General features: G+C 38.4%; 11 protein-coding genes and 2 pseudogenes. 12 read left to right on the top strand and 1 reads right to left on the bottom strand.

Translation table 11 applies throughout. The features are described from left to right. The 6 genes and pseudogenes from BVE84_RS08030 to BVE84_RS11340 all read left to right on the top strand — a co-directional run bounded on the left by BVE84_RS08030 (window position 1) and on the right by BVE84_RS11340 (window position 5,173). Window positions 1-492 carry a shikimate kinase gene (locus tag BVE84_RS08030; protein WP_076996525.1) on the top strand — a complete coding sequence of 164 codons (492 nt, stop codon included), beginning with the start codon at window positions 1-3 and terminating at the stop codon, window positions 490-492. Continuing rightward, window positions 483-1,310 (top strand): prephenate dehydratase, encoded by an 828-nt coding sequence (pheA, locus tag BVE84_RS08025; protein ID WP_076996524.1) that lies wholly within the window; start codon window positions 483-485, stop codon window positions 1,308-1,310. Before BVE84_RS08030 ends, pheA begins: the two co-directional genes overlap by 10 nt. A gap of 13 nt (window positions 1,311-1,323) precedes the next feature. Continuing rightward, entirely contained in the window at window positions 1,324-2,613 is a 1,290-nt protein-coding gene (locus tag BVE84_RS08020; protein ID WP_076996523.1) for an LCP family protein, read from the top strand. A gap of 448 nt (window positions 2,614-3,061) precedes the next feature. Beyond that, window positions 3,062-4,420, top strand: a complete 1,359-nt coding sequence (gene rlmD, locus BVE84_RS08015; protein ID WP_076996522.1) for a 23S rRNA (uracil(1939)-C(5))-methyltransferase RlmD — start codon at window positions 3,062-3,064, stop codon at window positions 4,418-4,420. A 417-nt stretch (window positions 4,421-4,837) separates the two neighbouring features. After that, a pseudogene (locus tag BVE84_RS11345) lies at window positions 4,838-4,885 on the top strand (hypothetical protein); the annotation flags it as partial. Window positions 4,886-4,936: 51 nt separating this feature from the next. Further along, entirely contained in the window at window positions 4,937-5,173 is a 237-nt protein-coding gene (locus BVE84_RS11340; RefSeq protein ID WP_416222645.1) for a resolvase, read from the top strand. Between the two features lie 151 nt (window positions 5,174-5,324). On the opposite strand, the pseudogene BVE84_RS08005 reads toward BVE84_RS11340, so the two are convergent. Next, window positions 5,325-5,429, bottom strand: a pseudogene (locus BVE84_RS08005) (IS3 family transposase); the annotation flags it as partial. A gap of 119 nt (window positions 5,430-5,548) precedes the next feature. Between BVE84_RS08005 and BVE84_RS08000 the strand changes: the two are divergent. From BVE84_RS08000 to BVE84_RS07975, 6 genes are all read left to right on the top strand, one after another. Beyond that, on the top strand, window positions 5,549-6,163 hold the full coding sequence (locus BVE84_RS08000) for a CadD family cadmium resistance transporter (protein WP_306170843.1): 615 nt from the start codon (window positions 5,549-5,551) through the stop codon (window positions 6,161-6,163). Window positions 6,164-6,174: 11 nt separating this feature from the next. Further along, a complete protein-coding gene (gene cadX / locus BVE84_RS07995; RefSeq protein ID WP_000711078.1) occupies window positions 6,175-6,513 on the top strand; it encodes a Cd(II)/Zn(II)-sensing metalloregulatory transcriptional regulator CadX in 339 nt (112 codons plus the stop codon). Between the two features lie 458 nt (window positions 6,514-6,971). Then, complete coding sequence (locus BVE84_RS07990) at window positions 6,972-7,421, top strand: CopY/TcrY family copper transport repressor (protein ID WP_076996520.1); 450 nt, start codon at window positions 6,972-6,974, stop codon at window positions 7,419-7,421. Between the two features lie 17 nt (window positions 7,422-7,438). Beyond that, the gene (locus BVE84_RS07985) at window positions 7,439-8,881 is read left to right on the top strand and encodes a multicopper oxidase family protein (protein WP_076996519.1); all 1,443 of its coding nucleotides are present in this window, start codon (window positions 7,439-7,441) and stop codon (window positions 8,879-8,881) included. A 339-nt stretch (window positions 8,882-9,220) separates the two neighbouring features. Further along, the gene (locus BVE84_RS07980; protein ID WP_076996518.1) at window positions 9,221-9,670 is read left to right on the top strand and encodes a CopY/TcrY family copper transport repressor; all 450 of its coding nucleotides are present in this window, start codon (window positions 9,221-9,223) and stop codon (window positions 9,668-9,670) included. 19 nt (window positions 9,671-9,689) lie between these two features. Beyond that, window positions 9,690-11,816: a heavy metal translocating P-type ATPase gene (locus BVE84_RS07975; RefSeq protein ID WP_076996517.1), complete on the top strand. Its 2,127-nt coding sequence runs from the start codon at window positions 9,690-9,692 to the stop codon at window positions 11,814-11,816. Window positions 11,817-12,259 lie beyond the last annotated feature (443 nt).

Genomic DNA, 12,259 nt, shown 5'->3' with positions numbered 1-12,259 from the left:
ATGGCAGTTATTTTACTAGGTTTTATGGGAGCAGGAAAGACAACCGTTTCTCAGCATATAGACCGTCCTTTTTACGATATGGATACAATCATAGAAGAAAAGATAGGGATGTCTATCTCTGACTTTTTTGCCAAGGAGGGCGAGGCTGCTTTTCGGAAATTGGAATCGCAAACCCTAGAAGAACTCCTACAACTAGAGGGAGATTATATTATTTCGACAGGTGGTGGCGTGGTTCTCTCCGAAAAAAATCGAGACCTTCTCCGCCAAAATCGCAAGGATAATGTGTTGTTAGCCGCCTCATTTGAGGTCTTATATGAGCGGATTAAGCAGGATCGTATCTTCCAACGTCCCTTATTTTTAAATAATTCAAAAGAGGATTTCCATGGTATTTATGAGCGTCGGATGATGCTCTATGAGGGCTTGTCTGATGTCATCATCAATACAGACCATCGTACCCCAGAAGAAGTAGCAAGGATTATTCGATGTATATAGCATTTTTAGGTCCGCGAGGTTCCTTTACGTATCAGGTAGCACAACAGGCCTTCCCGACAGCAAAATTGGTGCCTTATGACACGATTACAGAGGTCATGAAAGCTGTGGAAGAGCAGGCTGTCGATTATTCGGTTATTCCAGTTGAAAACTCGATTGAAGGGAGTGTCCATGAGACAGTTGACTATCTTTTTCATCAGGCAGACTTGCGAGCTGTAGCCGAGGTTATACAGCCGATTTTCCAGCAGTTAATGGCGACTGACCCATCAACCGATATTCAAGTGATTTACTCGCATCCTCAAGCCTTGGCACAAGCAAAAAAATATATTGATGTGCATTATCCACAGGCACGGCTTGAAGCCACAGCTAGTACAGCTTATGCAGCGCGTTTTGTAGCCAGTCATCCCAAGCAGCTCTTTGCCGCTATCGCGCCACAGGCAGCAGCTAAGGAGTACGGTCTTACCATCGTCGCACGGGACATTCAGGAAATGGCTCAAAATTTTACTCGTTTTTGGGTCTTGGGAAGTGGGGCTGTCACCTTGCCACTTGTTCAGACTGGCAGAAAATGTTCGCTAGCATTGACCCTACCAGAGAATCTACCAGGTGCTCTTTATAAGGCGATGTCAGTCTTTGCTTGGCGGGGAATTGATTTAACTAAGATAGAAAGTAGACCTTTAAAAACAGCTTTGGGAGAGTATTTTTTCATCCTTGATGTAGCCAATACTCAAGCAGTATTATTGGACTATGCCTTAAAAGAATTGACAAGTCTAGGAATTTCTTATAAGATTTTAGGAGACTATTTTATTTATCAGGCTCAATGAAGAGGAAAGTACAATGACAGAATATGAGAAGCGCCTCACCCACCATGAGGAATTACGATTAGACTACTTACGAAAAAACATTCACTATCTAAATGATAGGGAGCAAAGAGAATTAGCTTACCTAGAACGCAAATTGCAAGGAGATAGTGTGTATTCACAGAGTCCTGACCATCGTAGAAATCGCCCGCTAGAGGTAGAGGAGTGGACGGAAGAGCCAGAGGATTTCCTCGATTCTGATTTAGGACCAGCGGGGGACGTTTTACCAGCCTATCCACGCCAGAAAAAGAAAAGGCCCAAGGAACACCCCATCAAGAAAGCCAAGATTCGCAAGAAGAAAAAAGGACGGATGAAACGTCTCTTCATGGTATTATTGTTGGGACTTGTCTTGCTACTTGGTGGCTTTGGCTTTATGTTCATCAAAGGGATGAATAGTATTGACACCAAAGCCTCGGTGGAACCGTTTAATGGTCAAGCAACCAGTAATGGGGTCAATATTCTGATTCTCGGGACAGATGGACGGGCTGGCGAGAGTACAGATATGACACGGACAGATTCCATCATGGTCTTAAATGTGAATAATAAGGAAAAAAAAGTGAAACTTGTTAGTTTCATGCGGGATACCTTAATCGATATTGGTGGCTCGGACTATAAGTTAAACAGTGCCTATACATTCGGGGAACAAAATAATCATAAGGGTGCTGAAAATGTCCGAGAAGTCCTAAAAGAAAATTTTGATATTGATATCCAATACTATGCTCTCGTTGATTTTTCGGCCTTTGCAACAGCTATCGATACCCTCTTTCCGGAAGGGGTGACCATCGATGCCCAGTTTGCTCCTATCAATGGCCAAGTTGTTCCAGAGGTTACGATTAAGGATGACCTTCATATGGAAAATGGTACCATTCCAACTATAACGATTCCAGTGGGCGTTCAGCAGATGGATGGTAGCACCCTGTTACATTACGCGCGCTTTAGAAGTGATGATGAGGTGGACTATGGACGTACCAAGCGTCAACAACAGGTGATTGCAGCCATTTTAACCCAGGCTAAAAACCCAATGAAGCTCTTTTCAGGAGCCGAGGCACTGGGAAAAGTCTATGCCCTAACCTCTACAAATATTCCGCCAAGTTTTCTCGTCACGAGTGGCCCTCGTATGCTGCTGGATGCTCAAAATGGAGTAGAGCAGACAACGATTCCAGCCATTGGTGATTGGATTGATGAGTATGATGTGTATGGCGGTCTAGGAATTAAGATTGACTTTGAAAAGTATCAGACAAAACTTTCTGAGCTGGGCTTGCGCTAACTATGCTATAATGGAGAGGCGGAAGTCTCTCTTTTTCTACCTGAGCTAAAAAATGGAAGAGTGAGGATAGTCAGGGGATTGCAACAGTTCAGTGAACTGTTGCAACTGGTCACCTAGAAACAAGAAAGTGACCATAGAATCCTGAGTTTAAAAACTAAGTAGCGAAGATAGTTAGGGAAGTAAAATAATCCAGTGAAGTGAGATAGTTCAGTGAACTGTTGCAACTGGTCACCCAAAAACAAGAAGGTGACCATAGAATCCCGAACTAAGAAATTAAAAGGTGAGGGAATTTGTCATTGAACCTAAAAACAAAGAAGCGAGGATAGTCAATCGAGTAGGGGGTAATCTCTAACCTCTACTCGATTGAAAGAGGTCCAACCTTTCACAATTCTCGGTTGTGAAAGCTAGTCTGATGTTGGTGTTTATTGAGTATTAGAATGAGGAAAATATGTTCGTAAAAAATGATATGATTGAAGTGGAAATTGTAGATGTCACCCATGAAGGGCAGGGTGTGGCTAAAATTGATGGTTTTGTTTTCTTTGTGGAGAATGCTCTTCCGGGTGAACTAATCCGCATGCGCGTTTTAAAGACAAAAAAATCCATTGGCTATGGGAAGGTGGAAGAATATATCCGAGTATCTGAACACCGGAATCAAGATGTAGATACTGCTTACTTGCGCACTGGAATTGCGGATTTTGGACATTTGTCTTACAGTGAGCAACTCAAATTTAAACGCAAGCAAGTGGTGGACAATCTCTATAAGACCGCAGGCATTTCAGATGTCGAAGTGGCAGATACCTTAGGTATGGAGTATCCTTTTGCCTATCGGAATAAAGCTACGGTTCCTGTTCGCCGCGTCAATGGTCAGCTCCATACGGGTTTTTTCCGCAAACATTCTCATGACCTCCTTCCTATTGAGGACTACTATATTCAGGAGAAGGAGATCGATCGTCTGATCAATTTCACGCGCGATTTGCTACGTCGCTACGACAGTAAACCTTATGATGAAAAAGAGCAGACAGGTCTCATTCGTAACCTGGTGATCCGGCGCGGGCATTATTCTGGCGAAATGATGTTGATAGTTGTCACCACACGCTCAAAAGTTTTCCGTATTGAGCAAATGATTGAGCAGATTGTCACAGCCTTTCCAGCTGTCGTCTCCATTATCCAAAATATCAATGATCAACATACCAATGCCATATTTGGCAAGGAGTTCCGCCTTTTATATGGAAAAGAGACCATAGAAGATAGCATGCTAGGCAATGTCTACGAGATCTCCGCCCAGTCCTTTTACCAAGTAAATACGGTCATGGCGGAAAAACTCTATCAGACAGCCATTGATTTTTCTGATCTGACAGCTGATGACGTGGTTATTGATGCCTATTCTGGTATTGGCACCATCGGCCTGTCGTTTGCGAAAGATGTTAAAGCAGTTTATGGCGTAGAAGTAATTGAGACAGCTGTCCGTGATGCAAAGAAAAATGCCGAGCGAAACGGGATTACCAATGCCCACTATGTAGCCGATTCTGCTGAACATGCGATGACTAAATGGAGCCAAGAAGGCATCAAACCGACTGTTATTGTCGTTGACCCACCCCGCAAAGGACTGACTGAAAGTTTCATCAAGGCAAGCTGTGCCATGCAAGCTCAAAAAATCACCTACATCTCCTGCAACCCAGCCACCATGGCGCGTGACATCAAACTCTATGAAGAACTAGGCTATACATTGACCAAGGTCCAGCCGGTGGACCTCTTCCCACAGACGCATCACATAGAAGTTGTTGGTTTGTTAGTAAAACGCAAGTAACCTGTCTAGCTTGCTCTCTTGATTTCTGGCAAGCTACTTCAAAGGTCCACTGGACCTTTGAACTCCCACAGACGCATCACGTCGAGTGTGTAGCTCTGCTCGTAAAAGCCTAGAAACCCTTGAACGAAAGGGATAATGAAAAGCCTTGATTGCAAGGCTTTTTCTTGTATGATGGGGAAGTATCAGAGTGAGAAAATTTTTGGAGTGAGTAGAAGTGATAGCAAGAAATTATCCCATTCTATTTCTATTTACCCTGTGGGGACGTGTTTGTTTCCATTGACTAGGAGTTTGAGGGGAAAGAAACATAGCTAACGGCCATGAATAAATTATTGAAATGCTTCTTTTTATACCAAGAGCTTCTGTGCAGAATGTGGTTCTGCCTTTGGTCGAAAGAACTGGACCACCAGTCGAGGTAAACGCAAGGTTTGGCAATGTAACAATCGATATAGGGTCAAAGGACAGATTGGCTGTCAGAATAACCATATTGATGAAGAAACGCTAGAGAAAGCCGTAGTAATGGCTGTAGAACTACTAAGTGAGAATGTTGACTTGTTGCATGGGAAGTGGAATAATATTCTAGAAGAAAATCGTCCACTAGAAAAGTACTATAGTATGTTGCTGGCTGAGATTATAAATAAGCCATTGAGGACATTCGATTCCTTTGAGATGTGTCAGGTATTGGATAGTATTACAATTGTGGAGGATGGACAGATAACTGTCAGATTTTTAGAAGGAACTGAGGTAGACTTGTAACTAGGCTATTACTCTAGTTAATGTTTGCAATTAGACATATATACATCATACGAGATTTCCAATGGCTCATAAATCGAAATAGTTTTAAGCTCAATCAACGGTCGTGGGACTGACCCCAAAAAAGTGAGAATTTAATAAAAACATCCTAGGGCTACCGTCTCCGGTATTCAACCGGAGACAGGTAGTCCAATTTTTGTTGGATTCTTTTTTCATTATAATATTTGATGTAATTTTCTACAATTTGAATTACAATATATTTCTGAAACTACACAATACAAATATTGACATGCAATTATTAATTGGTTGATTTTAAGTTGACATCTATAAAGTTTAATGTTAGAATACATTCAAAAATATATTTGAATGAGGTGTTTTATGATTCAAAATATTGTTACTTCAATAATCCTGTATTCTGGGACAGCCATAGACTTACTTATTATCCTAATGTTATTTTTTGCCAAAAGAAAAAGTAGAAAGGACATCATTAACATCTATTTAGGACAATTTCTAGGCTCTGTTAGTCTAATATTCCTAAGTTTGCTTTTTGCATTTGTCTTAAATTATATTCCTAGTAAAGAGATTTTAGGTTTACTCGGTTTGATTCCAATTTTCCTAGGCCTCAAAGTTTTGCTTTTAGGAGATTCTGATGGAGAAGCTATTGCAAATGATGGTTTGCGAAAAGACAATAAAAACTTGATTTTTCTAGTCGCTATGATTACTTTTGCAAGTTGTGGCGCTGACAATATTGGTGTCTTTGTCCCATATTTTACCACCTTAAATTTAGCGAATTTGATAGTGACTTTACTTACTTTTCTAGTCATGATTTATCTCTTGGTTTTTTCTGCCCAAAAATTAGCACAAGTCCCTTCTGTTGGAGAAACTTTGGAAAAATATAGCAGATGGTTTATTGCCGTTGTCTATTTAGGATTGGGGATGTATATCCTGATTGAAAACAACAGCTTTGACATGCTATGGGCTGTGTTAGGCTAGGAGAAAAAATTATGAAAAAAGATAGTATCTGTCAAGTGGATGTTATAAATCAACAAAATGTTACAACCGCAACGAACTACCTTGAAAAGGAAAAAGTCCAAAAATCACTTCGCATTTTATCAAAATTTACCGATAATAAACAGATAAATATCATCTTTTATCTCCTTGCCGTCGAAGAACTCTGTGTCTGCGATATAGCCTGTTTATTAAATCTCAGTATGGCATCTGCCTCCCACCATCTTCGTAAACTAGCCAATCAAAACATCTTGGACACTAGAAGAGAGGGGAAAATTATATATTATTTTATAAAAGATGAGGAAATCAGAGATTTTTTTAATCAACTAGGATAACAACTATTTTTACTACTTTTCCATGATTATTAGGGAGATTATATATGAAATTTTTTGATGAAAATTACTCACAAGAAATACCTACTCGTATCAAATGTTTAAGAAAAAAGTATAATTTAAAGCAAAGCGACCTACGATTATATCAGCGTTTACAGACATTCAAGAGAAATCTCTTGGATGTCTTTTTTGGGCTAAAGCAAGGCTATGATTAGCCTTGGCAAATTTGCCTAACAGCTCCAAACCTGTCATCAAATGAAATCGATGACTTATCAGAATGAGTCGTAGCCTTCATCTCACAGTATAGGTAGATGGCTAATTTCATTTAAAAACTTTCAGTTTTAAGGGACTGACCCCAAAAAGTGAGAATTTAATAAAAAGACTTGACATAATTCGTTTACAATGGTAAATTTATTTTAAACATATTTGTTTACATTTGTAGACGAATAGGAGGAAGGAGAATGAGCACAATAGAATTTAATACTTACATCACAGATGCAGAATGGGAAGTCATGCGTGTAGTTTGGGCAAATGATCGAGTAACTAGTAAAAAAGTCATTTCCGTAATGCAAGAAAAAATGGACTGGACAGAATCCGCTATCAAAACAATCTTAGGTCGATTAGTTGAAAAAGGCGTACTAAATACAGAGCAAGAAGGTAGAAAGTTTATTTACACTGCCAATATTGAAGAGACAGAAGCCGTAAGGGATTATGCAGAAGATATTTTTAACCGTATTTGCAAAAAGAAAGTTGGAAATGTAATAGGAAGTATCATTGAAGATTATGTCTTAAGCTTCGATGATATAGATCGACTAGAGAAAATATTAGAGATAAAAAAATCTTTCGCAGTAGAAGAAGTGGCTTGCAATTGTCCAGAAGGACAATGCGAGTGTCATTTACATCATCATTAACATAAGGAGGAATAAAAATGAGTAAGAATAAACATATGTTATTAGGTATTGGACTTACAGTCGTATTAACTGCAGTTGGATATATTACATTTTTAGAACCAATGATTAGTTATTTTAAAATAAACCAGAGTGCAGTTAATATAGATATTCAAACAAGTAAAACAAAAAGTACGCTTCCTATACCACCACTATTAGAGGATAAAAATCCAGATCCTAATATTGCGGATTTTACTTTAGAACCTCAAGAAGGAGAAACTTCATTTTTACCAAATACCAAGACACGAACTATGGGTTACAACGGAAGCTTCTTAGGCCCTGTCATCAGAGTAAGTAAAGGTGAGCAAGTAAATGTGCACGTAAATAACAAGCTCAAAGAAGCAACTACAGTTCACTGGCATGGACTAGAGGTAGAAGGAGAAAAGGATGGGGGCCCTCATCAAGGAATTGAACCAGGAACAACTTGGGAGCCTAGTTTTACAGTAAATCAACAGGCTGCAACATTGTGGTATCATCCGCACTTTGGAGGAAATACTGCTACCCAAGTTTATAAAGGTTTAGCAGGACTATTCTATGTGGATGATGAAGTATCAAAAAGCTTAAATATTCCTAAGGAATATGGAGTAAATGATATACCTTTAGTAATTCAAGATAGAAGCTTTGGCAAGGACGGCAGTTTTATTTATAATACAAATATGATGGATGGAGCAACAGGGGATACTATCATAGTTAACGGAGCTATTAAACCTAATTTAGAGGTTAATAGAGTCAAGATGAGATTTAGAATAGTTAATGGTGCTAATGCAAATAACTTTAATTTGAAGTTAGATAATAGAGATGGATTCTATCAAATAGCATCTGATGGTGGATTTTTAGAAAAACCGGTTAGCCAGAGAAATATTATGTTATCACCTGGGGAAAGAGCAGAGATAATAGTGGACTTTTCAAAGTATGAAAAGGGAACGCAGCTATCACTTATGAGTAATAAGGAAGCCATTATGACCTTTAATGTTAAAGGCGATGGGAAAGATGATACTGAAGTACCTAGCACTTTAACGAATATAGAAAGAATGTCAGAAGCACAAGCTACTAAGATAAGAAGCTTTGAGCTTCAAGGTATGGGTCACATGGTATCAATAAACGGTAAAAAGTTTGATATGAATAGAATTGATGAAACAGTGAAGCTTGGAGATACAGAGATTTGGGAAATTACAAACCCAGGATCTATGATGCATGAAATGGGGCACCCATTCCATATTCATGGCACACAGGTTCAAATTCTATCAAGAAACGGTAATGCGCCTTCTCCAGAGGAGAGCGGATGGAAAGATACTGTATATATTGAGCCTAACGAAAAAGTAAGACTTATAGTTAAGTTTAATAAGAAGGGTACTTATATGTACCACTGTCACATTCTTGAACATGAAGAAGCAGGTATGATGGGACAAATTAAAGTAGAATAATAAATAATATTTTATAGGTTTTTTTCTATTTTTCCGCTTTTTCTCAATTCTTGATTTCCTAAATACGATAAACAATTAAATTGCTCAATAGTGTTCATCATATTTAGAAAATATAAATTTAAAAATAAGGAATTCTAAAATCAATAAAAATAAATCAATGGTAACCTTATAATTAGTATTGGGTAAAGATAGGAAAACAAAGGCAATAATAGCTGTTATATTTATTTAAAAAACAAGATGGTTACATTTATAAAAAAGACTTGACATATTTCGTTTACAATAGTAGACTTATTTTGAACATATTCGTTTACATCTGTAAACAACAAGGAGGAAAGGAAAATGAGCACAATAGAACTTAATACTTCTATCACAGATGCTGAATGGGAAGTCATGCGTGTAGTTTGGGCAAATGATCGAGTAACTAGTAAAAAAGTCATTTCCGTAATGCAAGAAAAAATGGACTGGACACAATCCACTATCAAAACGATCTTAGGTCGATTAGTTGGAAAAGGCGTACTAAATACAGAGCATGAAGGTAGAAAGTTTATTTACACTGCCAATATTGAAGAGACAGAAGCCGTAAGGGATTATGCAGAAGATATTTTTAACCGTATTTGCAATAAGAAAGTCGGAAATGTAATAGGAAGCATCATTGAAGATCATGTTTTAAGCTTCGATGATATAGATCGACTAGAAAAAATATTAGAGATGAAAAAATCTTTCGCAGTAGAAGAAGTGGATTGCAATTGTCCAGAAGGACAATGCAAATGTCATTTACATCATCATTAAGTATAAGGAGGAATTTAAAATGAATAATGACAACAGATATTCGTCCCATAATCACCATGATTATGACGACATGGATAAGTTAAAACACGAGCATGGAATCACAGATGAACATGGATACCATAAGGATCAACATCAAGTACATCGTGCTGGGCATGATCACTGCGGGCACAGTGGGCATAATCACAGCGGGCACAGTGGGCATGACCACCATCATCACGGAAGCTTTAAGGAACTTTTCTTAAAGTCATTGCCACTAGGAATCATTATTATGCTCTTATCCCCTATACATGGATTTAAACTACCATTCCAGTTTACTTTTCCATATTATGATATTGTAGTAGCTATTTTATCTACTATATTAATTATTTATGGTGGACGTCCATTCTATCAAGGTGCAGTTGACGAATTTAAACAAAAAAAACCTGGAATGATGGCACTCGTTTCTTTAGGTATAAGTGTTTCATATTTATACAGTATTTATGCTGTGATCATTACCTACGTAACGGGTGAACACGTGATGGACTTTTTCTTTGAATTTGCTTCATTACTATTAATCATGCTATTAGGTCACTGGATTGAGATGAAAGCTATTGGAGAAGCAGGAGACGCACAAGCAGCATTGGCTAAGTTAGTGCCGAAAGATGCTCACGTTGTATTAGAAGACGATTCAATTGAAACACGACCAGTTGCTGACTTAAAGGTAGGTGATTTAATTCGTGTTCAAGCCGGAGAAAATGTGCCAGCAGACGGGATTATCGAGCGTGGCGAATCACGTTTAAATGAAGCTCTTCTAACTGGGGAGTCAAAAGCAGTAAAAAAAGGCCCTGGCGATGAAGTAATCGGGGGCTCAACAAATGGAGAAGGGGTACTTTATATTAAAGTGCTTGAGACAGGTGAGCAATCCTTTATCTCTCAAGTACAGACTTTAATTAGCCAAGCTCAAAGTCAGCCTTCCAGGGCAGAAAATATTGCGCAAAAGGTTGCAGGGTGGCTCTTCTATATTGCTGTTATTGTCGCGCTAATTGCTTTTGTAGTGTGGATGATTATTGGAGATATCCCAACGGCAGTTATATTTACTATTACTACATTAGTTATTGCTTGTCCGCACGCATTGGGTCTGGCTATTCCATTGGTAACCGCCCGTAGCACAAGCTTAGGAGCTAGCCGTGGCTTACTAGTAAAAGACCGCCAAGCCTTAGAAATAGCTCAAGATGCAGATGTGATAATTTTAGATAAAACGGGTACTTTAACAACTGGTGAATTTAAAGTATTAGATGTAAAACTTCTTAATGACAAATATACAAAAGAGGAAACCATTGCCTTATTGGCAGGTATTGAAGGAGGAGCTAGCCACCCAATTGCTCAATCAATTATCAGTTTCGCCGAGCAGCAAGATATACGTCCAGCATCTTTTGATTCGATTGATGTGATTTCCGGTTCTGGAGTAGAGGGTAAAGTAGGTGGGCACCGTTACCAATTAATCAGTCAAAAAGCCTATGGACGTAATATTGATATGGATATTCCAAAAGGAGCAACTCTTAGTGTCTTAGTAGAAAACGATGATGCCATTGGTGCTGTAGCTTTAGGGGACGAATTAAAACCAACGAGTAAAGAGTTAATTAAAGCTCTTAAAAAGAACAATATTCAACCAATTATGGCAACAGGTGATAATGAAAAAGCGGCTCAAGGCGTGGCAGAAGATTTAGGGATTGAATATAGATCAAATCAATCTCCACAAGACAAATATGAGTTAGTTAAAACACTTAAAGATGAAGGAAAGAAAGTTATCATGGTAGGTGATGGTGTAAATGATGCTCCTTCTCTTGCCTTAGCAGATGTTGGTATAGCTATAGGTGCTGGAACTCAAGTTGCATTGGATTCAGCTGATGTCATATTGACTCAATCCGATCCAGGAGATATTGAATCATTCATTGAATTAGCACACAAAACAACTCGTAAAATGAAACAAAACCTATTTTGGGGAGCTGGTTATAACTTTATAGCTATCCCTCTAGCTGCAGGAATTTTGGCTCCTATTGGTATCACATTAAGCCCTGCATTAGGAGCAATCCTAATGTCTGTGTCAACAGTCATCGTTGCCATTAATGCTATGTTATTGAGTTTAGACCCAAAAAATAACGGTTAGCAGATCGAATGATTGAAACTCCTTAAAGTATCAAGATAGAATAGTTTTACAGGAAAAAAAGAGATGTAAGTACTGGCTCTTTGTAAAATCGTGTTGATAGAAGTAGACGATTGATTTAGATCGAGAAGTAGTATTAGTTGCTGCTGAAGATGATGAAATTATAGGTGCAATTTGGGAGAGATTGCTTGATGCAGATAAAAGAGGCTGAAAAACTAGGAGCACAGAAATCTGCAGGCTCAAAAAAGTCAATAATACTAGAAAGAAGGGATTGAGCTTTACAAAGAATTAAATAAATAACAGAATCGCCATCTCGTTTTGATATACTCCCCTTATAGTGGACAGTGAAAAAACAAAAATTCACTAGAAACTATAAGGGGAGTTTTCGTATGTCAAAAAGAAGTCCAAAGTCGGTAGAAGAAAAACTTGACGTTGTGATGCTTTAT

The organism is Streptococcus azizii, from assembly GCF_001984715.1.
Taxonomy (GTDB): Bacteria; Bacillota; Bacilli; order Lactobacillales; family Streptococcaceae; genus Streptococcus; species Streptococcus azizii.
The sequence above is the reverse complement of the archived record's forward strand: the minus strand, read 5'-3'. Positions and strand labels throughout refer to the sequence as shown.

Excerpts from the sequence above, each read along its gene's own strand:
- rlmD (WP_076996522.1), top strand. The coding sequence starts at position 3,062 with ATGTTCGTAAAAAATGATATGATTGAAGTGGAAATTGTAGATGTCACC.
- pheA (WP_076996524.1), top strand. The coding sequence starts at position 483 with ATGTATATAGCATTTTTAGGTCCGCGAGGTTCCTTTACGTATCAGGTA.
- BVE84_RS07980 (WP_076996518.1), top strand. The coding sequence starts at position 9,221 with ATGAGCACAATAGAACTTAATACTTCTATCACAGATGCTGAATGGGAA.
- BVE84_RS07975 (WP_076996517.1), top strand. The coding sequence starts at position 9,690 with ATGAATAATGACAACAGATATTCGTCCCATAATCACCATGATTATGAC.
- BVE84_RS07990 (WP_076996520.1), top strand. The coding sequence starts at position 6,972 with ATGAGCACAATAGAATTTAATACTTACATCACAGATGCAGAATGGGAA.
- BVE84_RS08020 (WP_076996523.1), top strand. The coding sequence starts at position 1,324 with ATGACAGAATATGAGAAGCGCCTCACCCACCATGAGGAATTACGATTA.
- BVE84_RS11340 (WP_416222645.1), top strand. The coding sequence starts at position 4,937 with ATGGCTGTAGAACTACTAAGTGAGAATGTTGACTTGTTGCATGGGAAG.
- cadX (WP_000711078.1), top strand. The coding sequence starts at position 6,175 with ATGAAAAAAGATAGTATCTGTCAAGTGGATGTTATAAATCAACAAAAT.
- BVE84_RS08000 (WP_306170843.1), top strand. The coding sequence starts at position 5,549 with ATGATTCAAAATATTGTTACTTCAATAATCCTGTATTCTGGGACAGCC.
- BVE84_RS07985 (WP_076996519.1), top strand. The coding sequence starts at position 7,439 with ATGAGTAAGAATAAACATATGTTATTAGGTATTGGACTTACAGTCGTA.
- BVE84_RS08030 (WP_076996525.1), top strand. The coding sequence starts at position 1 with ATGGCAGTTATTTTACTAGGTTTTATGGGAGCAGGAAAGACAACCGTT.